This is a genomic window from Intestinibacter sp., assembly GCF_034113885.1.
In the GTDB taxonomy this organism is placed as follows: domain Bacteria; phylum Bacillota; class Clostridia; order Peptostreptococcales; family Peptostreptococcaceae; genus Intestinibacter.
The window spans coordinates 1-22,094 of the sequence record NZ_JAXEWM010000181.1 but is presented as its reverse complement, the minus strand read 5'-3'; the positions used below and the strand labels follow the sequence as shown (position 1 = coordinate 22,094).

21 protein-coding genes are annotated in these 22,094 nt (G+C 31.3%); 19 read left to right on the top strand and 2 right to left on the bottom strand.

Features of this window, described 5'->3' with window-relative positions; genetic code table 11:
- The first annotated feature begins 33 nt into the window (after window positions 1-33).
- The 8 genes from SPD90_RS15350 to SPD90_RS11425 all read left to right on the top strand — a co-directional run bounded on the left by SPD90_RS15350 (window position 34) and on the right by SPD90_RS11425 (window position 10,889).
- Window positions 34-174 carry a hypothetical protein gene (locus tag SPD90_RS15350; RefSeq protein ID WP_442909074.1) on the top strand — a complete coding sequence of 47 codons (141 nt, stop codon included), beginning with the start codon at window positions 34-36 and terminating at the stop codon, window positions 172-174.
- A gap of 327 nt (window positions 175-501) precedes the next feature.
- Window positions 502-1,779, top strand: a complete 1,278-nt coding sequence (locus SPD90_RS11455; protein WP_320925319.1) for a DNA cytosine methyltransferase — start codon at window positions 502-504, stop codon at window positions 1,777-1,779.
- Window positions 1,769-3,001, top strand: a complete 1,233-nt coding sequence (locus tag SPD90_RS11450) for a DNA cytosine methyltransferase (protein ID WP_320925318.1) — start codon at window positions 1,769-1,771, stop codon at window positions 2,999-3,001. Before SPD90_RS11455 ends, SPD90_RS11450 begins: the two co-directional genes overlap by 11 nt.
- A 20-nt stretch (window positions 3,002-3,021) precedes the next feature.
- Window positions 3,022-4,725 (top strand): AAA family ATPase, encoded by a 1,704-nt coding sequence (locus SPD90_RS11445; RefSeq protein WP_320925317.1) that lies wholly within the window; start codon window positions 3,022-3,024, stop codon window positions 4,723-4,725.
- Between the two features lie 29 nt (window positions 4,726-4,754).
- Entirely contained in the window at window positions 4,755-5,999 is a 1,245-nt protein-coding gene (locus SPD90_RS11440; RefSeq protein WP_320925316.1) for an LlaJI family restriction endonuclease, read from the top strand.
- A gap of 157 nt (window positions 6,000-6,156) precedes the next feature.
- Window positions 6,157-8,673: a DEAD/DEAH box helicase family protein gene (locus SPD90_RS11435; RefSeq protein WP_320925315.1), complete on the top strand. Its 2,517-nt coding sequence runs from the start codon at window positions 6,157-6,159 to the stop codon at window positions 8,671-8,673.
- A 50-nt stretch (window positions 8,674-8,723) separates the two neighbouring features.
- Window positions 8,724-9,272 carry a DUF2284 domain-containing protein gene (locus SPD90_RS11430; RefSeq protein WP_320925314.1) on the top strand — a complete coding sequence of 183 codons (549 nt, stop codon included), beginning with the start codon at window positions 8,724-8,726 and terminating at the stop codon, window positions 9,270-9,272.
- A gap of 216 nt (window positions 9,273-9,488) precedes the next feature.
- Window positions 9,489-10,889: an MATE family efflux transporter gene (locus SPD90_RS11425; protein ID WP_320925313.1), complete on the top strand. Its 1,401-nt coding sequence runs from the start codon at window positions 9,489-9,491 to the stop codon at window positions 10,887-10,889.
- A 746-nt stretch (window positions 10,890-11,635) separates the two neighbouring features.
- Here SPD90_RS11425 and SPD90_RS11420 read toward each other — a convergent pair.
- Window positions 11,636-12,124, bottom strand: coding sequence for an HD domain-containing protein (locus SPD90_RS11420; protein WP_320925312.1), 489 nt, complete (start codon window positions 12,122-12,124; stop codon window positions 11,636-11,638).
- Between the two features lie 288 nt (window positions 12,125-12,412).
- On the opposite strand from SPD90_RS11420, the gene SPD90_RS11415 reads away from it, so the two are divergent.
- The 7 genes from SPD90_RS11415 to SPD90_RS11390 all read left to right on the top strand — a co-directional run bounded on the left by SPD90_RS11415 (window position 12,413) and on the right by SPD90_RS11390 (window position 18,275).
- Window positions 12,413-12,985 carry a 50S ribosomal protein L25 gene (locus SPD90_RS11415; RefSeq protein ID WP_320925311.1) on the top strand — a complete coding sequence of 191 codons (573 nt, stop codon included), beginning with the start codon at window positions 12,413-12,415 and terminating at the stop codon, window positions 12,983-12,985.
- Between the two features lie 212 nt (window positions 12,986-13,197).
- Complete coding sequence (locus SPD90_RS11410; protein WP_320925310.1) at window positions 13,198-14,001, top strand: hypothetical protein; 804 nt, start codon at window positions 13,198-13,200, stop codon at window positions 13,999-14,001.
- Window positions 14,002-14,012: 11 nt separating this feature from the next.
- On the top strand, window positions 14,013-14,354 hold the full coding sequence (locus SPD90_RS15250; RefSeq protein WP_331680572.1) for an ATP-binding protein: 342 nt from the start codon (window positions 14,013-14,015) through the stop codon (window positions 14,352-14,354).
- Between the two features lie 21 nt (window positions 14,355-14,375).
- Window positions 14,376-15,140 carry a hypothetical protein gene (locus SPD90_RS11405; protein WP_331680571.1) on the top strand — a complete coding sequence of 255 codons (765 nt, stop codon included), beginning with the start codon at window positions 14,376-14,378 and terminating at the stop codon, window positions 15,138-15,140.
- A gap of 4 nt (window positions 15,141-15,144) precedes the next feature.
- Window positions 15,145-16,566 (top strand): vWA domain-containing protein, encoded by a 1,422-nt coding sequence (locus SPD90_RS11400; protein WP_320925309.1) that lies wholly within the window; start codon window positions 15,145-15,147, stop codon window positions 16,564-16,566.
- A 24-nt stretch (window positions 16,567-16,590) separates the two neighbouring features.
- Window positions 16,591-17,547, top strand: a complete 957-nt coding sequence (locus tag SPD90_RS11395) for a D-2-hydroxyacid dehydrogenase (RefSeq protein WP_320925308.1) — start codon at window positions 16,591-16,593, stop codon at window positions 17,545-17,547.
- A gap of 29 nt (window positions 17,548-17,576) precedes the next feature.
- On the top strand, window positions 17,577-18,275 hold the full coding sequence (locus SPD90_RS11390) for a DUF5714 domain-containing protein (protein WP_331680570.1): 699 nt from the start codon (window positions 17,577-17,579) through the stop codon (window positions 18,273-18,275).
- A 44-nt stretch (window positions 18,276-18,319) separates the two neighbouring features.
- Here the strand turns inward: SPD90_RS11390 and SPD90_RS11385 are convergent, their stop codons facing one another.
- Window positions 18,320-19,084, bottom strand: coding sequence for an IclR family transcriptional regulator (locus SPD90_RS11385; protein ID WP_320925307.1), 765 nt, complete (start codon window positions 19,082-19,084; stop codon window positions 18,320-18,322).
- A gap of 230 nt (window positions 19,085-19,314) precedes the next feature.
- Between SPD90_RS11385 and SPD90_RS11380 the strand changes: the two genes are divergently transcribed.
- The 4 genes from SPD90_RS11380 to SPD90_RS11365 form a co-directional block, all read left to right on the top strand.
- A complete protein-coding gene (locus SPD90_RS11380; RefSeq protein ID WP_320626199.1) occupies window positions 19,315-19,857 on the top strand; it encodes a 2-oxoacid:acceptor oxidoreductase family protein in 543 nt (180 codons plus the stop codon).
- A gap of 11 nt (window positions 19,858-19,868) precedes the next feature.
- On the top strand, window positions 19,869-20,129 hold the full coding sequence (locus SPD90_RS11375) for a 4Fe-4S dicluster domain-containing protein (RefSeq protein ID WP_320925306.1): 261 nt from the start codon (window positions 19,869-19,871) through the stop codon (window positions 20,127-20,129).
- Window positions 20,129-21,307: a phenylglyoxylate dehydrogenase gene (locus SPD90_RS11370; protein ID WP_320925305.1), complete on the top strand. Its 1,179-nt coding sequence runs from the start codon at window positions 20,129-20,131 to the stop codon at window positions 21,305-21,307. Before SPD90_RS11375 ends, SPD90_RS11370 begins: the two co-directional genes overlap by 1 nt.
- Before the next feature lie 20 nt (window positions 21,308-21,327).
- On the top strand, window positions 21,328-22,094 hold a 767-nt coding region (locus tag SPD90_RS11365; RefSeq protein WP_320925304.1), incomplete at its 3' end, for a thiamine pyrophosphate-dependent enzyme.

The window sequence follows — 22,094 nt, the reverse complement described above, 5'->3', positions numbered from 1 at the left end:
AATGATGAAATTGATAAAATTTGCAAATATGATTTGAAAAAAAATGAAAAAAATATTGATGTTGAAGAATACATATTAAAAAGAAAAATAGTAGTTCGTATTATTGTAGATCATATATCTGGTATGACTGATAGATATGCTATAGATGAATATAAAAGATTATTATATGTATAAAAGATTATTATATGTATAAAAGAGCTTATATTTTATTCATAGTTTTATAATATTCAAAGTTATATACATATATTGATTTTAAATAATAAATATAATATAATTACAATACAAAATTATTGTAACTTTAAAATGTTTGTGTGTTAAAAGGAATCTTTTCTAAATAGTCAAGATTTCTTTTTTTATACAAATTTTATATAAATAAAGTTCTTATAAATAAGGATAAATATATAAATAAAAAGCAAAAATAAACATTGTAAATACTGAATTTAGAAAATTATATTGAATAAAAGGTGTTTTTTCAATATAATAATTCTGGAGGAGATGTAAATGAATCGTGGAGGAAAGAGAAAAGGAAGTGGAAGAAAATTTATAGAGGGTCGTGAATTTAGAATAAAAATTCAAGATGAAATGATAAAAGAGATAAATAATAGTATTCTTGGAGGAAATACAAATGAAAAAATACGAGAATGTATAAATTTAGGATTACAGAAAGCGAAGGAAATACAAATGAATGATAATAATAAAAAGTTAACATGTTTAGATCTGTTTTCAGGAGCAGGAGGCTTATCAAGAGGATTTTATGATGCGGGATATAATGTTGTTTTAGGTGTTGATTTTGATGATATGGCGTTAAAAACTTTTAAGGCTAATCATGGAAATGCAGAAGTTATGAAGTTAGATTTATTTAATCATGAAAATATTGATTGTATTGAAAAATTTTTAAATGATAGAAATATAAAAATAGATGTTTTAGTAGGAGGACCACCATGTCAAGGATTTTCTTTAGCTGGACCAAGGGATAAAAATGATAAAAGAAATACTCTTTTTGAAGCTATGGTGATTTTAGCAAAAAGAATAAAACCAAAAGCAGTTGTTTTGGAAAATGTTCCAGGATTGTTACAATTACATGGTGGAATAGGAGCTCAAAGGATAAGAGAAGAGTTTGAAAATATAGGATATAATATGGAAGCTAAAATTTTATATGCACCTGATTATGGAATACCACAAATTAGAAAAAGAGTATTTTTTGTCGGATTACTAGATAATAAGCAAAAATTTGAATTTCCAAAACCAATTATAGAAAAAGAAGATTATATTAATTGTGAACAAGCTATAGGAGATTTACCAGCATTAGAAAATATATATGGTGAAGAAGTCCAAGAATATGAGACAGAGCCTCTAAGTGATTATCAGAAATTGATGAGAAAAAATTCAGATAAAATTTACAACCATATAGGAACTATTCATCAAGAAAAAACAATAAAACTTATTTCTATGGTACCAGAAGGTAAAAATTATAAGTCTTTACCAGAGGAATACAGATGTCAATTTAAATATAATGAAGCTTTAACTAGGTATCATAGTAAAAAGCCTTCTTTAACAATCAATACAGGCCATAGGTCACATTTTCATTATAAATATAATAGAATTCCTACTGTTAGAGAAAGTGCTAGATTACAAAGTTTCCCTGATGATTTTATTTTTTATGGAAATAAAACGCAACAGTATAAACAAGTTGGAAATGCAGTACCACCGTTATTGGGATATGCTGTTGCTAATCAGTTAAAAGAATATTTAAAGGAAGGTTTAAATAATGAAAAATAAATATAAAATGATAGATCTTTTTGCAGGATGTGGAGGTTTAGCTGATGGTTTTTTACAAAGCAATAGATATGAAGATATCGCTGCAGTAGAATGGTTAAAACCTCAAGTTGATACTTTAATTAATAGATTAAAAACTAAATGGAATGTTGAAGATGCAGAAAAAAGAGTTTTATATTTCGATATACAAAGAGAAGAGGAATTATTTAATGGATATGAAGATAATAAGTATGGAAAAAATGAGGGATTGGATTATCTTATAAATAATGCAAATGGAATTGATGTTATAATCGGGGGACCTCCATGCCAGGCATATTCAGTTGCAGGAAGAGTCAGAGATGAAAACAATATGAATGATGATTATAGGAATTATTTATTTGAACATTATTTAAGTATAGTAGATAGATATAAACCCAAAATATTTGTTTTTGAAAACGTGCCAGGCATGTTAAGTGCTATTCCTAATGGAAGGTCGATAACTGAATTAATAAGAGAAGGATTTAATAATATTGGTTATGAGATAGTTGATGATATAAAAAAATATGCGAAGATAGATGCAAGTAATTATGGAGTACCACAATCTAGAAATAGATTAATAATTATAGGTATAAGAAAAGGTATATTAGAAAATACTCAGGATACTATAAAAAGTTTTTATGAATATATGCTACCAAAATATAAGGAAAATAGAGTATTGACAGTTAAAGAAGCAATAGGTGATTTGCCTAAATGTGTACCTATTTGGGATGAAGATTCTCATAAGAAGAAGATTTCTTATTATGTTGAAGAAAGTAATTGTGATATAACATGGCATCAGCCTAGATATCATAATTTAAGAGATATGAAGATATTTAAAATGTTAGCAGAGGATTTAGAAACTGGTGAAAATAAATATACAAATAGTAAAGCTTTAAGTAAAATATATGAAGAAATGGTAGGATCTAAATCTCCTATTCATAGATATCATGTTCTTAGACCTGATAAACCAAGTACTACAATAATTGCTCATTTGTATAAAGATGGTAATCGCTTTATACATTATGATTCTAAACAAAGTAGAAGTATTACACCTAGGGAAGCGGCAAGATTACAATCATTTGATGATGATTTTGATTTTATAGGAAATAGAGGAAATGTATATCAAATGATAGGAAATGCAGTACCACCTATTTTAGCTAAAAAAATAGGACTTGCGGTGGCAGACTTATTAGATTATATAAAATAAAGATAGGGGGGAGATATAAGATGTTTCATTATTCATTTACTCATGATTTAAGAATTACTAACTTAGAAGAAAGAATATTAGAAACTAGTGATTGTATTAAACATGATACAGTCCCTAGTGCTAGAGAGGATAAAAGTAAAAATAATTATATGAATGCTATAAGATTTTATTTTAATTTGCATAAAGGAAATAATTGCAATAATTTAGCTTATAATGGTGAAGTAAAAAAGGTTATAATTAATTTTATAAAAAAATTTCAGTTTCCAAATTTTTATAAAAAAGCATTATTTGATAATCAAAAGCAAGATGAAATAAAATTAGCACCATTAAGAGTAGTGCTCCAATTATTATTTGTTATGAAAATGATAGGATTAGATTCATATATAACAAAGCAAGAAGTATTAAATTTTATATTTTATAATGAAAATATAGCTAAACAAAAAAATATGAATTTATATTCATTAATAGGCGATATTAATAAATATAGGGAAGAGAATATATTTCCCGAAAATATAATAACTGATGCTGATAAGAGAATGTGGAAGCATGAGGATAGAGACTTGGGAGATATGATGAAAATATTAGAAGTATGCAATTTAACATATAATGATGCTAACTGTTACTATTTAAATGATAATAATTTTTCAGAACAAGATTACTTAAATTTATTAGAAATAGTTAATTTTAATGAATTTTGGGAAGGTGAAGATTTAGAGAGTTATCGTAAATATATGGATATTGATGAATGTATAGATACTATTAATATAGATGAATCTGAAAGAATATCAGGGGGAGAAAATTTATTATTTTATGGAGTTCCAGGTGTAGGTAAAAGTTATATAATAAAAAAAGATTATTGTGATAATGAAGAGTATATGGAACGTGTAGTATTTTATCCAGATTATACATATTCTGATTTTGTAGGTCAAATATTACCAAAATCAGTAGGTGGAAATATAAAATATGAATTTATAGAAGGTCCATTTACAAGATTATTAAAAAAAGCATATCAAAATCCTACTGAAAAATATTATCTTATAATAGAAGAAATAAACAGAGGAAATGCACCTACAATTTTTGGAGAAGTATTCCAGTTACTTGATCGAGATTCCAATGGAAATAGTGAATATAGTATTTCTAATTCTGATATTGCAAAAAAAGTTTATGGTGATGAAAATTGTAAAGTTAGAATACCTTCAAATATGTATATTTTAGCAACAATGAATACATCAGATCAAAATGTATTTACATTAGATACTGCATTTCAACGTAGATGGAATATGCATTTAATTAAAAATGATATAGAAAATGCTGATTCTGATTTTGTAGATACTAAGATATTGGATACTGATGTAACTTGGAAACAATTTAATATAGTTATAAATAATATTATTCTTAAAAATAATATACAAATGTTATCTTCAGAAGATAAAAGATTAGGTGTCTATTTTATAAAAAAATCAGATTTAATTTATAATTATGATGAAGAAAATAGTCAAATAGAAGAAGAAAAAAGATTAGTTGCTGCTAAACATAATAGATATTTTGCTGAAAAGATAATTAAATATTTATGGGATGATGCTTTTAGATTTTGTAGAGATATTGTATTTAAAATGGATACAAATAATTGTTTAGAAGATATAATTGAAGAATTTACAAGTAATAAGCAAAATAATAGATTTTTAATTTTTAAAGAAGATATATATAATCAATTATTTAAATAGAAAATTTATATTTGAGGGGAAAAGATTATATGAGTGAAGAACATAATTTATTTGATTATTGTCATGTAAATACAAATTTAGATGATGATTATTTTGTAGGAATTAAATCAGATGCAAATGGAATAAAAGTATGTTTTCCTATTGGATATCAACTTTCTAGCGATGAAAAAATATTACGTAAGGACATAATGAATTTAATTTCAGTTCTTTCTGAATTTAATAAAATAGATAAAGATAATTTTAATCTTAATTATTATAATTATAATAAAAATATTTCATTTCCTATTAATGCTTATATAGAGATTATTAATCAATTTATAGAAAAAAGTAGCTATTATATGGAAAAGGAAATTAGTTATGTAAAAAAAAATAGAGGAAAAATAAATTGGCCACAGACTATAAAAAAACAAAAACCTTTTTTGCAATCAAATGGTTCTTTGGTATATCTTAATTATATAGTAAGAGATAATTTTAATAATGAGAATAATTTAATAACGCAAATACATAAGTTTTGTGTATATGAAAGTTTTTACAAATTAGGCTGGATATTTACTTCTTATATGCCAGAAAAACCTAAAATTTATAAAGATGTAAAATTATTTTTAGGAGTTTTAAATGATAAATTTGCAAAAATTAATAATGATAAAGATAAAAGACTCTTTATGGCAATGATAGATATTGTTAAATATTTAGATACAGAAAGAGACAAAAAAACATTCTATTTTGGAACGTACAGATTTGAGTATGTTTGGGAAAATTTAATTGATAGAACATTTGGAATAAAAGACAAAGATAGATATTTTCCTAAGACACATTGGAATCTTAGAACTAATGAGAATAAGAATAATAGTGCATTACAACCAGATACTATAATGATATATAATGATGATATTTATGTACTTGATGCTAAATATTATAAATTTGGAATAACAGGAAATATAAAAGATTTGCCTAATTCCTCATCGATAAACAAACAAATTACATATGGTGAATATATTTATAATAATAAAGACTTTAGAGATGAAAAAGAGGTTTATAATGCATTTATAATACCTTATAATTCTCATGAAAATGAATTTAACTCAATTGATTATTATTTAAATATAGGTGAAGCCACGGCTGAATGGAAAATAGGTGATTATATGTATGAAAAAGTACAAGCAATAATTTTAGATACAAGATATTTAATGTACCATTATAAAGACAATGATGAAAATCAAATGGGAAAATTATCAAATGTAATAAAACGTAATGAAGAGTTAAGTTTAAATTAAAATATATAGTTTTGTTAATAATAAATATATAAATAAAAATTCTAATGAATTTTAAAGTTCATTAGAATTTTTTTGTTTATATATATTAAATAGGAAGAAATATATAAGCTATAATATAAATAAGAAAACGAAATATGCCAAAAAAGGGGGAAAAAGCATGAGCGGGTATTATGAAATAGATATAAAACAATTAAAAAAAAATAAAAAACATACACGTCAACCATTTAAACATCAAGAGGAAGCTTTCAAAAATATGAGTGAATTATACAAACTTCCTATAAAAGGATACAAAGGATCATTATTAGTACTTCCAACAGGAGGGGGTAAAACTTTTACTGCAATAAATTGGATTTGTAGGAATATAGTATCAAAGAATATAAAAGTTTTATGGATGGCTCAATCTCTTTATTTATTAGAACAAGCTGAAAAAACTTTTAAAGAAGAATTATATGCTACTTTTAACAGAGATATAGTTAATTTAAGAATTGTATCTAGTAGTTCGTCTCATTGTAATAGCGGAACTATTCAAGCTACAGATGATATTTTAATATGTACAACTCAATCAGCAATTAAAGCATATGATACAAATTTATTAAATTCAAATGGTAAAAAAGTTGAAACACCATTTAGAAAATTTATAGATAGTGTAAAAGATGAAGAATTATTCATAGTTGTTGATGAAGCTCATCATACACCGGCTTATGGATGCCGCAATCTTTTACTTAATATTAAAGAAAATGTTAAGAATTTATATGTGTTAGGATTGACAGCAACTCCAACTCATAATGATGAAAGAATAAGTGGATGGCTGTGGAAAATCTTTGATAGCGGAATCGTTCGAGATGGGATTTGTTATGAAGCAGATAAAACTTTGCTTGAGTCACAAAATATATTAACGCCACCTAAGTTTATTGAAAAAAACACAAATATGAAATTTACAGTTGATGACAAAACATATGAGCGATTGACAATAAAGCATAAAGATTTACCTGACTCAATAATAGATGAGCTAGCATCTAAGCAAGCTAGAAATGATATGATAGTCAGCGATTATATAAATAACAAAGAGGAGTATGGAAAAACTCTAATATTTGCAGATAGATGGTATCAATGTGAGTATTTAGTAAATGCATTACAACGAAATGGCGTAAGAGCAAATGCAATATATTCTAAAGTTGTAGGTGGTAAAAATGAAGGAGATTCACTGGGACGCAGAAATAATAAAGACAACGAAAAAATTCTAAATGATTTTAGAGATGACAAATACGATGTAATCGTAAATGTAAAAATGCTCACAGAGGGTGTAGATGTTCCAGATGTAAAAACTGTTATGATCACAAGGCAGACTACTAGTCCTATATTATTTACTCAAATGGTAGGACGTGCCTTGAGAGGAAAATACGCTGGTGGTGGAGATAAAGATCATGCGAATATAGTTTTATTTATTGATAATTGGAATAGAAAAATAAACTTTGAACAAAATCTAGGAAGAACTGAGGATTGTAGTCCAGTTAATTATACAAGAAGTCCATTAGAATATATATCTATCAAAATGGTGCAACTTGCTTGCGGTGATATGGATTTTAAAAAATATGAAGATATACCATTTATCGAGTTTATACCGGTTGGATGGTTTGCACTGGAATATTCTATAACATCAGATGATATTGGATTTGAACAACTTATAACATTTGACCAAGCTGTAGTCTATAATTTTAACAAAGACAAATATGATAATATGATTGATGATTTACTTGAACAGGATTTAGATGATTATAGTTATGAAGATGTAGAAGATGAAGAAATACAACCATTTGCACAAGAATTATTAAATAAATATTTTGATATAGAATCAGATGATTTTGATGGTTGCTTAGAGGATAATGTTATTAAAATTATAAGACACTTAGCTCAAAATGAATATAAACCAGAATTCTTTGATTTTCTAGAAAGAGGATATTATGATTTGGATAAGGTTGTAGATAAAGTTGAAGAATTTCCAGCAAAAAAATTAGGTCAACATTTGAAACCTATATATTTTGATGAAAGCAAAATGTGGAATAAAATATTTGAAGATTATAGTTATTTCCATAAAATGGTGCTTAATATTCTTTCAAAAAGAGGAGAAGATGAAGATGATTCAGATGTGCAAATAGATGGGAAAACTTCTGGAACTATTTTGACAGATGAATTAAGAAGTCAAGTGTTACAAAAGGACCAGTATACATGTTTATGTTGTGGAAAAAAAGCGACTAAAGGAAGAAGTTTAACAGTAGATCATATAATACCAATTTCTATGGGAGGTAAGAGTGTTCTAGATAATCTTCAAACTTTGTGTAATGAATGTAATAGAGCTAAGGAGAGAGAAGAAATCAATTACAATATACATATTTCACCACTTATTAAACCAAAAGAGTTGATTTTATTTAAAGTTAGTAAAACTGAAAAGCCTAAAAATGTATTAAAAAGAATTATAAATAATATGTATCATTGCGGAGCAGTATGCCAAGTTAAATATCATGTTAGAAAAAATGGAGAGTTTTATGATAAGTGGCTGATTAAGTTATTTGAAGGAAATAATATTAAATGGTTAGAAGATGAGAAAGGACAGTTATTAAAATATATTCAAGTAGATTTAGGGAATGAACATGTGAAGGATATTATAATTAAGTAAATTATATAGAACAAATTATTGTAAAATACTAAAAAAGGGGAAATGAAAAAATGGAAAATCTCAACGAAAAACTCACACAAATCTGCTACAACTACGGAGCCAACAACGCCAGAATAATAAACGTAGACCAAATAATCTTCAACAGACAAATGCGAGAATGGTGCAAGGACAACGTCTGCGGCAACTACGGCAAAAACTACGCCTGTCCACCGAGCGCCGGTACAATAGACGAATTAATAAACAAGGTAAAACAATACTCGAAGGCACTAATCATCCAGACAATCTCTGAAATCAACAACTTCGAGGACACTGCGGACTACGACGACGCGTTAGAATTTCACAACATGATAATGCTCGAAATCAGAGACACTCTCAGAGAGCTCAACATAGAAAACCACGCTATCGGAGGCGGTCACTGTAGAATTTGCTCAATGTGCTCCTGCTTATACGGCGAGCCATGCAAGTTCCCAGAGAAGGGCATGATCTCACTATCAGCCTATTGTATAGATGTAGGAAAGCTAGCTACTACATGTGGCTTGAAGTACGTGAAGGACAGCAAGACTGTAACTTATTTTGGGTTAATTTTATTTAACGATTAAATTGCAAATTACCCCTTTGACAAATTCAAAAATGACGGATATAATTAATAGAGTCGAGTAGCGAAAGCGTAAATCCAGATGATGGGTTTGCGCTTTTTTTAATATAAAGAAATATGGTTGTGGTAGCTTTCCGAAAAAGTCTCCTGGGAGTTCTCAAAAGTTGTGTTAAGTTTCTCGAAAGAAACATCCGAGAGCTCTCAATAAGAAGGAGGAAAATTGAGTAAAAAAGTAACGACAAATAAAATGGGTACAGATTCAATCCCAAAAGTCATGCTGAGCATGGGAATCCCAATGGTTTTATCTATGGTACTGCAAGCCTGCTATAATATTGTAGATAGCATGTTCGTGGCGAGAATTAGCGATCCAAGCATCGCAACAAATCTAGGTGAATACGCAGTAAACGCACTTACATTGGCATTTCCAATACAAATGCTAATCGTTGCGTTTGGAATCGGGACAGGAGTAGGTGTAAATGCTCTTTTGGCTAGAAGCTTAGGTCAAAGTGACGATGAAAAGGTAGCAAAGGTGGCAGGAAATGGTATAACATTAGGAATCATTATATATGCTGTGTTTTTGCTGTTTGGATTATTTGGTGTAAAAGCATATATAGGAAGCCAAACAAACGATGCGATTATACTCGAAATGGGTAAATCCTATCTTTCAATATGTTGCGTTATATCGTTTGGAATAGTTATGTTTTCTATTTATGAAAAACTATTGCAGTCTACAGGAAAAACTGTGTATTCTACAATAGCTCAAATATCTGGTGCAGTAGTAAACATCGTGTTAGACCCTATTTTGATATTTGGTTATTTTGGGTTCCCAGAAATGCGAATCGAAGGGGCTGCTTATGCGACAGTAATAGGTCAAATTGTGTCATTACTTGTAGCTATGTACTTTCACTACAGTAAAAATACCGAGGTTCGCCATGGATTAAAGTATTTAAAATTAAAATGGACTATTGTTGAAGAAATATATTCTATAGGTTTACCGGCGATTATCATGCAAGCGTTGATGTCTTTTATGACTTATGGTGTAAATATCATCTTTGGTACTGTTTCGATGGCTGCTGTAACAGCGTATGGTATTTTCTATAAGATTCAACAGTTTATATTCTTTGCGGGATTTGGTTTAAGAGATGCGATTACGCCGATTGTTTCTTTTAATTACGGAATGAGCGATAAGAAACGAGTTAAACAAGGGATTTTCTATGGAATACTTTATATAGAAATAGTTATGTTTATCGGTATAGTCGTATTAGAATTATTTGCAGATCCACTAATTGGGCTATTTGCTATGTCGAGTGAAACAGAGGCGCTATGTGTTTTGGCGACTAGAATTATAGCGACTGGATTTTTATTTGCTGGCGGAAATATAGCGATTCAAGGCGTTTTCCAGGCGTTGGACTGTGGAATAGATTCACTTGTCATATCATTACTTAGATTATTTATAGTAGTTTTGCCGCTTGCATGGATTTTTACAAAATTCGAAAATGCGACATTTATGATCTGGTTTGCCTTTCCAATTGCAGAAGCCGTGGCGTTAATTGTGGCGGTGGTTCTTATGTTGAGAGCAAATAGAAAGATTATTAAACAAATAAGAGAAAAAGCGGCATAATTTAAAACAATTGAGTTGATAAAGCGATAGTATAATTCAAAACAAGTAATTTGATAAAGAATACATTGTTTTATATGTTCTAATCAAAAAATGCATAAGATTATAAATAAGATATATATATAAATAACACGGATAATAGTCATTTATTGACATTGTTTGTGTTATTTTTTTATTTTGAATCTATTTTATAATGTTTATTTATATTTTTATAGAAATTTATACAATTATAACGTTTTATAATGCTTTTGATACAAAACAATTAAAAGTCACATAGATATGTTATTTTGAATTATTACAATTCAAATGATAATAATAAAATACATATATATAATAAAATGAAAATAAAATTTTGAAAAAAATATCAAAAAGGTATTGATAATAAAATGAAATGTTGGTAATATTTGTATTGTTAAAAACAGGAAGGGAGATCAAAATAATGAATTTAAGTGCAAGAAATAAATTAACAGGTAAAGTTGTAGCTCTCAAATACATTTAATTATAAATATATGAGGATAGAAATCGTGAGTTTCTATCCTCATTTTCGTTATTTACTAAGTGTTTTTTTATTTATCTCCATAACGAGCTCGTTTATCTTGTCGTAGTTCAATGAATTTGTTTAAAAATTTGTAATCTGAGTGTTCAAATATATTGTTTAGTTCAGTGTTTGCCATATTAGTGATCCTTTCTATAAATAAGGATGACATATGAAAAATTTTATGTCAATAAAAAATAAAAAAAGATAGTACCTAAAAAGAATAGATACTATCTAATTTATCTTCGGTTTGTAATCTCAATGTCTCGGCTGTGGCGCAGATTTTATCGGCAAGGCATATAATCCACGCTTCTTTGGAGCTAGGAGGAGTTAGGTTTAGTGGAAACATGTGGTGCAAAATAATGTCTTTTTCCTTTTTTGTAAGTGTGAAATCCTCAGTCGCATTTTCTAAAGCAATTCTAGGATGTTTAAAGCCGTGAAATTTCACAGGCTTATTCTTGTCGTGCCAATCGTATAAAAAATAATCGTGAAGAAGAGCACCTCTTATTAGAGAGCTTTTGTCCACATTTAGATTAAATTTATTGGCGATTTTACAGCTAGTGTATGCGACGAAAACACAGTGCTGATAGACTGTGACGTTTCCATGCTGGATGTAATTTTTAGTCTCTGGAAAACGAGATGTAGTATTTAGTTCGTCCATAATTTTTGAAAAATCCTCTAAAAAATCTGTAATCCTTCTCATTTTAATCATCCCTTTTTTATTTATTATAACTATATTATAGACAAATATTCAGATGCTTACAATTTAAGAACATATTATGTAAGTTAATTTTAAGTAAATTGAAAGATTTACAGTCCGTAAATATATTTATGAATAAAATTATTCACTATATGCGAATAATTTTGCCTATTGTTCTCTCTTTTCAAACGAATGAATAGAGATATCCCTTACAAAAGTAAAAAAAATAAGATTATTCTTAATAAAGTGGTATAATATGGTTATAAAAATAAAAGAAAAGAAGGGATTAAAATGGAAAGCTTAGTATTTGACGTTAAAGAAAGAACTGAAAAGGGTAAGAAGGTTAGAGCAGAAGGAGAAGTACCCGCAGTAATATACGGAGGAGCTTTAGAAAACCCAATTCCTTGTCAAATGACTAAAAAAGAAATGATGAAATTATTATCACAAGATAGTTCTGTGGTAGCATTAAATTTAAACGGAAAAGCAGAAAGCTGTGTATTAAAGGATGTACAAAGAGATGTATTTGGAGAAATAATACATTTAGACTTCCAACAAGTTAAAAAAGGTGATTCTGTAAAATTAAGAGTTCCAATAAAATTCGTAGGTGTAGGTTCACTAGATTCTAGAAAATTATTATTAGATGAAGTTATAACAGAAGTACAATTACAAGGTCATCCAGATGAAATGCCTGAACATATAGAAGTAGATGTAGCAGGATTAAACTACGGTGATCATGTATGCGGAAAGGATTTAGCAATACCTGCAAGTATAAAGGCAGATATAAAGGCTGACGATGTAGTTGCTAGAATAGGTTCATTAGTTTCAGGTGAAGCTGAAGAAGAAACTGAAGAAGTAGCAGAATAATCAATAGGCAGAAGTACATAACAGGTTTATACCGAATAAATATATTTAAAATAAATATTCTAACAAAAATATTACTGGATAGATAAATACCAGTAATATTTTTTTTGCAAAATTTCATATTGCTTTTTTAAATTTGGTATAATTATACTGTTTAGTTTATTTAAAAAAGTATATTAATTATAAGGAAGATAATTTTATAAATGGAGGAAAACATGGACGATTCAAGATTTATTAGAATGATAAATATAAATCCTACTCTTATAGAAAATATAGAAAATCCTACAGATGAGATGAAATTATTAGCTGTAAAAAAGAATGGACTTGTACTTAAATATATAGAAAATCCAACAAAGGAAATGCAGGAAATTGCGATAAATAACAACGCAAAGGCGATCGAGTATATAGAAAATCCCACAGAGGAGATCATGCTAAAGGCTGTAAGTAACGGCTGGAGCAGCTTGGCGTATATCAAAAATCCTACAGATAAGGTCGTCAAAATGGCGATAGAGCAGGCTGGCTGGGCTATACAATACGTCAAAAATCCATCAGAAGAGCTACAGCTAATGGCAGTCAGAAAAAACTACGACTCTATAAAATATATAGAAAATCCTTCTGAAGCTGTAAAGAGAGAAGCTGTAGATACAAATTACGATGCACTGAGATATATAAAATCACCTAGCCATGAGCTCGAGATGCATGCAGTAAAAATCAACGAATCGGCTGTAAAATTTATAGATGATTTAAATAAAGAGAAGATAGTGGATTTCTTAAAAGAAAATATTCTAGTTATCAAATATGTTTACAAAGAAATCGGCATAGATGAGATAGAAGAAGTTCTAAAGGAGGTCATATCAAAGGAAGATGTCGAGGAAAAATATATAAGAGATTTTCTGAATTGTGGCATAATAGATAGAAATAGCGATGCAATACCTATAGACAAGATTATGTTTATATACAAATACGGCAGCAAGAAGGCTAAAAAAATAGCCGTAGATGAGAAATTGAAGATGATTTAGGAGAAGATAAGATGAATTTTTTAGATACATTTAGAAGTGTTGAGTTGATATTGGCTACAGGGGAGGTGCCTCTAGTAGTCGGTGAAAGTGGAATTGGAAAAACTGCCTTGGCTAGCAAAATTGCAGAGGAAAATGGCTGGAGCCTAGTCGTTATAGATGGAAACCTTCTGAAGGAGGGCGAAATCGGCGGACTTCCAACGATAGAATCCTACACTACATTTGATTCAAATGGAAATAAAGTAGAGAAGAAGATGACTATATACGCAGTTCACACAAAGCTTAGAGAGATAGACGAGGAGATTGAAAAGGGAAATACTGTGCTTTTATTTATAGACGAGTTAAACCGCTGTTAACACACAGTTCAACAGGAGCTTATGAACCTTATATTAAATAGAGAGATAAATGGATATAAATTAAACAAAAATGTAAAAATTTTATCGGCGATGAACCCATCAAATGAATACGGAGCTGACTTAGGTTATCAAGTTGTCGATATGGACCCAGCTCAGGAGAATAGATTTGTCTGGTTAAATATGGAGCCCGACTACAACGAGTGGATACGCTGGGCTATAGATACTGGCATCGAGCAGAAGGTCGTGGAGTTTATCTCGACTTTTCCAGAGTATCTGCATAAGATAAACGACGACGATATAAATGCGACTCCTAGAAGCTACGAGAGAATTTCTAAGAGTTACGCTATTTACAAGGAGAAAAAGGATGTAATACCTAAGTCAGTATTTTTAAATGTTGTCAAGGGGAATGTAGGAGGATTTATAGCTCAGGAATTTATGAGCTTTGTGGAGTCGGATGCAAAGCCTTTAGTGAGCTACGATGAAGTATTTTCAGGGGAAGTGCTTAATCCTTCTATAGTAGATAGAGTGAAAAATGAAAGCCATACTAGACTTTATATATGTGCTATGAATATATTGAAATCTCTAGAGCTAGATATAAAAAACAATAAAATAGGTATGGATTATATTGATAGATTAGTGGAATTTTTAGGGCTATATCCAGTAGATTTGATGGTTGGAATTATGAAGGATATAAAAAATAGCTACGACGATATCTACAAATTGGCTATAGAAAACGAAAAATTCGTCGATTTATATTTCGGCGCTTATAGTTCAATAAGAGGATAAAATGATGAAAAGTAATTTTGAGAAAATGACAGACGAGCTTTACGAAAGAGCTATTGAATTTGTCGATATTGCCACAGCAGTGCGACTTAAGGGAAATGATAAGAGTATCGGCATCGAGGTTTCAGAGGAGTATAAGAGAGATTTTTTCGCTGTTATAGATAAAATCAATTTTAATCTAATTGAGGATGAGGAGAATTTCTACGGATATTTCCTACTTCAAATGGGCAGAGAGATAAACTTCAAGATAAGCAGTCCAAGTGGAGTCAACTTCAAGGGCTCAAAATACGTTATATATTTCAATCCACTTCTGTTTTTAAAATTGGATATAAAACAGATGGAGACTACGATCAAGCACGAAATTCTACATATAATTTCGATGCATCTGATTAGAGCAAAAGAATGCAAGGAAAACGGAAAGTACAGCACACTAGCTGTGAACCTAGCCATGGATGTAGTAGTAAATCAGTATTTAAACTACCTTCCACCGTACTCAGCGACCTTGGAGTGGGTCAACGTAAATTATTCTCTGCAACTCGAAGCTTATCAGACATTTGAATACTACCTAGATAAAATTCAAACTGAGCTCGACCTGCAGGATGAAAATGAAGACGGTGAGGAACACGATACAAATATCGACGAGGACGAATACGTGAAATACGACCAAGAAAAAACTCACGACATCTGGGATGAATCAGATGACATAGACGAGAAGACTATGACAGAATTTACCCAAAAATTCGTAAATTCCTCACAAAAAGGTACGCTCCCAGAGTATATGAAGTCATTCATAGCCCAATTTAAAAACAAAAACGGCGAGCTACCATGGAATTTATACCTTAAAAAACTCATGGGAACTATAGAAAGCAACAAGAAAAAGACAGTAACCAGAAGAAACAGAAGACAGCCAAACAGACTAGACCTAAGAGGTGAGCTAAGAAGCCACAAGGCAGAAATAGCAGTCGCAATCGACATAAGTGGAAGTATCAGTGATGAAGAATTCAGACAAGCTATCAAGGAGGTTTTATCGATAGTCAAAAACCACAACCACGAGATAACTATAATAGAATGCGACAGAGAAATAAAAAGAATTTACAAAGTAAAAAACGTAAAGGATGTTCAAGATAGAGTTGCAACTGGCGGAGGGACAGAATTTTCACCTGTGTTTGAATATTTAAACGCAAAGAAGTTCAACCTACTTATATACTTCACAGACGGAAAAGGAGAGAGAAACCTAAAATCCAAGCCTAAGGGATACAAGGTCCTATGGGTCGTCTCAGGAAAAGGAGACAAGCTCTCTCTAAAAAATCCATATGGAGCAGTCAAAAAGCTCAGCAAGGTAGAGGAAAAAAACAAAGCCAATATGCTAGATCTAAAAGACGTAATGTACGACGGCTACTCTATGAATAACCAACAACCAATTATATAACAGACAAAAAAGGGGGGCAATTTTATGTATAACATATTAGTTTTAATACCAGTAGACGATGAGAAAAAAGCAAAATTAGAAGCAGTGGCAAAGGGGTGCAAAGTCACTTATTCAGATGAAGACACTGTAAGCAAAGAAACAGTTCAACAAGCAAACATAATAATAGGAAGCCCAAGTGTAGAAATGGTAAAGGGTTCAGCTAACTTAAAATGGCTTCATCTAAACACAGCAGGGGTAGATCAATATATAAAAGAAGGAATTTTAGCAGAGGATGTAATGCTAACTAATTCAACAGGAGCATATGGTCTAGCAGTATCAGAGCACATGTTTGCGATGCTTCTAGAAATAATAAAAAAATTACACATTTACAGAGATAACCAAAACGAAAGAATATGGAAAAGCGAAGGCCGAGTAAAGACAATTTACAACTCAAAGGTACTGATTGTAGGCTTAGGCAATATAGGATGCAATTTTGCAAAAATGGTAAATGCTCTTGGTGGATACACAATCGGAGTAAAGAGAAGACCAAGCGAAAAGCCTGATTTCATAGACGAATTATATTTAAACGACGAGCTAGATAACTTACTACCTAAGGCAGATATCGTGGCACTTTGCCTGCCTTCTACAAAGGACACTCAAAAATTATTTTCAAAAGAGAGAATAGCGCTTATGAAGGAAGGCAGCATTTTACTAAATGTAGGTAGAGGAGCATCTGTAGACACAGAAGCTCTATGCGATGCTGTAGAAAGTGGTCATTTACTAGGAGCAGGGATAGACGTTGTAGACCCAGAGCCACTGCCAGAGGATCACAGACTTTGGGGCATAAAAAACATAGTCATGACACCACACGTTTCAGGATGGTATAACCTAGCTGAAACCTATGAACGTATATTTGACATAAGCTTAGATAATCTGAAGAGATTTTTAAATGGGGAAGAATTAAAAAATATAATAGATTTCAACACAGGATATGTAAAATAAATCGATATTTACAAAGGGGAGAGATATTAGTGAAACAAGTAGATGAATGTCTTATATGTGGCAAAAAATTGAAGTATCTAAACGAATCTGAAGAAATGGAATGCGTGATCTGTGGTAAAAAAGTCATGAGCAAGGCGTGCTGTGTAGACGGCCATTTTGTCTGTGACGAATGCCACAACAAGGGTGTAGACCTTATAAAATTTGCATGCTTGAGTTCAACAAGCAAAAATCCTTACGAAATAATCACAGACATAATGAAAAAGGACTTTATACACATGCACGGTCCAGAACACCATACTTTAGTAGGCTCTGCACTGCTTACTGCATATAAAAACGCAGGTGGCGACATAGATTTGGAAAAAGCTCTAAAGGAAATGGAGATAAGAGGTAAACAAGTTCCAGGAGGAGTTTGTGGATTCTGGGGAGCTTGTGGTGCTGGTGTATCAGTAGGTATATTCATAAGCATAATCACAGAGGCAAGCCCTCTTACTATAGAAACCTGGGGACAATCAAATCTAGCTACTTCAGAGGCATTAAAGAAAATAGGCGAAATTGGGGGACCTAGATGCTGTAAGAGAGATTCCTATATAGCTATCGGAGCTGCGATTGATTTTGTAGCTGATAAATTCGGAATTTCTATGGAAAAATCAGATGTAACTTGTGAGTTTAGCCATAGAAATGCTCAATGCATCGGAAAGAGATGTCCATTTAATCCAAAAAATAAATAAAAAAATAGGAGATGTGCAAATAATATTTACATATCTCCTTATTTTTATACTATACTCGAACCTATCTCATCAGCTATTTTCTTCACCATATCAGTAAGCTCGTCCTTTCTAGGGTTCATTCTACTAGAAGGTCCAGACACGCTGATTGCAGCAATTGCCTTACCCCTAACTAAAACAGGCGCCGCAAAGCATACAAGTCCTATTTCTGCCTCTTCGTCATCTACTGCATATCCATCAGCTTGAATTTTTATTAAATTACTTCTGAGATCCTCTTTATTTTTTATAGATTTATCAGTGTTGAGCTTGTATTCAGCGTTGTTTAAGTAGTAGTCGATAGTAGCTTCATCCGAAAACGCTAGTAGTGATTTTCCAAGTGAGGTACTGTGCGCAATTTTATTAGAGCCTATCATAGAGCTCATTCTTATCGAATTTTTTCCTGTGACCTTGTCTATGAAGGTTACCTCTGTTTTAGAATACCAAATTCCTAGATGAGATGTTTCACTACTGTAATTTGCAAGTTGAACCAAAAAAGGATGTACCTTATTAATTATTTCCATCCTGTTTGAGACTATATCGCCTATTGATAGAAACTTAGGGCTCAGTCTATATTTTGAATTTTCGTCTTTATATACGTAATTTTTGCTTTGTAGAGTTGTAAGAAGTCTAAAAGCAGTACTTTTTCCTACATTTAAAAGCTTTCCTATTTCAGAAACACCTAATTCTTCATGCTCGCATAGTAGGTCGATTATAGATAATGCGTTTTCTACTGATTGAAGAATATATTTATTTTGTTGATTATCACTATTCATATGTACCCTCCAATATTTACCTTATTCATATAATTATAATTTAAAGGAGGTGATTTTAAAAGTGATAAATTGGTTTAAAAAGATTGAATATTGAAAAAATTTAAAAGTTTATTTACAAAAAATGGAAAAGGTTATAAACTTTAAGTATAGTTATTATAAAGAAACGTAGTTTCGTATATAGAAACAATTAAAATATTTTTAAAATCACAGTTGAGAAAGGATGAGATTAAATGAAGGAATTAAGATTTCACGGTCGTGGTGGTCAAGGTGTAGTAAAAGCAGCGCAGATAATCGTAAGTGCTGTTGTCGACACAGGGAAATACGGTCAATTTATACCGTTCTTCGGTGTTGAGAGAAAGGGTTCACCGGTATTTGGATTTTTACGCGTGGATGATAAGGATATTAGAATTAAAACACAGGTCTATACTCCTGAAATACTAGTTGTATTTGACGATACATTACTTCCAATGGAAAAGACATTTGAAGGTCTACAAGAAAATGGAGTAGTTATTATAAATACTAAAAAATCTATTGATGAATTAAATTTACCAGAAAATGCAAAGGAAGTTTATTTAGTAGATGCAACTGGAATTGCTCTAGAAAATATCAAGAGAAATATACCAAACACTACTATGCTAGGGGCTTTTGCAAAGGCATGTGAGGATTTTATAGATTGGGAGGTTTTACAACAAAATATCCAAGCTAAATTTGGTGATGCTAACGTAAAATCTGCTCAGGTTGCCTACGATAAGGTTCAAAAATACAGTTTATAGGAGGATTACATATGAGAAAATTTGTAACACCAATCGGAAACGAAGGTATGTACATTTTAGATACAGCTAGCTGGCGTATAGTTAGACCAGTTATGAATAAGGAAAAATGTGTTGAGTGCGGAATTTGCTTGACTTATTGTCCGGTTAATTCAATTGAATTTAAAAACGATAAATACATTGTAAATTACGATTTTTGCAAGGGGTGCGGAATCTGTGCAAACGAATGCCCAAAAGGTGCAATAGATATGGTAGAGGAAGGAGATGACAAATAATGGCAAAAATAAAAGCAATGACAGGAAATCAATCAGCTTCAATAGGAGCATGCTTATCTAGACCAGATGTTATAGCAGCTTATCCTATAACTCCACAATCATCAGTTGTAGAAGGTTTAGCAGCTATGATTGCAGATGGAAAAAGCGATGCGCAAATGGTACAGGTTGAATCAGAGCATTCAGCGATGAGTGTTGTTCAAGGTGCAGCTATGGCAGGAGGTAGAGTGTTTACTGCTACTTCAGCTCAAGGTCTTGCTCTTATGTACGAACCATATTTTAGAATGTCAACTCTAAGACTTCCTATGGTAATGGCGATTGCGACTAGAGAGATGACATCTCCTGAAACAGTTTGGAGCGGTCAACAGGATGCTATGTCAGTTAGAGATAGTGGATGGATACAAGTATTTGTTGAAAATAACCAAGAAATTTTAGATATGATAATCCAAGGATATAAAATTTCGGAGGACAGCGATGTCTTAATTCCTGTGAATGTATGCTACGACGGATTTTATCTATCACATTTAACTGAAAGAGTTGAAATACCATCTCAAGAAGAGGTAGACGAATTTTTACCAAAATACAAATGTGAGCATATGGCCTACGATCCTAAAAATCCAATGGCAGTAGACCCACTTACTCCAGGTGAAATTTTGATAAGCTATAGAGAAAATCACCTTGAAGCTATGCAAAAGGCAAAGGATGTAATCGAAAGAGTAGATAGAGAATTTGAGGGAAAATTCGGACGCTCTTATGGCGGACTAATCGACACTTATAGATGCGAAGACGCAGAAATAGTAGTTCTTACTATAGGCGCAAATGTAGGTACTACTAGAGTTGCAGTCGATTTGGCTAGAGAAAAGGGAATCAAAGTGGGACTTGTAAAGGTTAGATTTATGAGACCTTTCCCAAATGAAAAAATAGCTGAAGCTTTAGATGGCAAAAAAGGATACGCAGTCATAGATAGAAGTGTTAGCTTTGGATGGAATAGTGGAGTTTTATATCAAGAGGTAAAGGCTGCTGTTAGTGATTTAGGACAAAAGCTTTGTTCAATTCCAGCAGTAGGAGGACTTGGAGGTCTTGATATATCACTAAACCATGTGATGAGCGTTATCGAAGCTTTAGATAATGCTACTAAAGAAGGAAAAAAAGGTCAGCTAGAAACTTTATGGCTTAAATAATTATAGAAAGGAAGAATGAGATGAATTATATAGATAAATTAAAAAATTCTAAGGATTTGGTGACTTCTGGTATGTCTGCTTGCCAAGGCTGTGGAGGAGAACTTTGCTTGAGAAGAGTATTACAAATAGCTGGAGAAAATACAGTCATGGCTATTCCTCCAGGATGTATGGCAGGTGCTGGAGTAGTTGGCTGGAATTTTGATAACGGACTTAAGGTTCCAGTTCACATACCTCTTCTTGATAATACAGCATCATTTTTAAGTGGAGTTTCACAAATGTATCAAAGACAAGGTAGAGATGATGTGAACATAATCGCATTTGCAGGTGACGGAGCGACTGCAGACTGTGGATTCCAATCATTGAGTGGTGCAGCAGAGCGTGGAGAGCATATGCTTTATATCTGCTATGATAACGAAGGATATATGAACACAGGCTTCCAAAGAAGTTCAACTACAACTAAAGGATCTAGAACTAGTACAACTCCAGTTGGAAGTGTGCTTCAAGGAAAATCTCAAGCTAAAAAATACATGCCACTTATAATGGCTATGCACAATGTAGAATATATGGCTACTCTATCTCCATCAAATATGAAGGATTTTGTAGAAAAGATTGAAAAGGGACTTGCAGCTAGCAAGAGAGGATTTGCTTATTTACATATATTCTCTCCATGTCCAACTGGATGGGTTCATTCCTCTGACAAGAGTATAGAGGTAGCTAGAAAGGCAGTTAAGAGCAACTTCTTCCCACTTATTGAATTTGAAAATGGCAAATTAAAAGTCAATGTAGA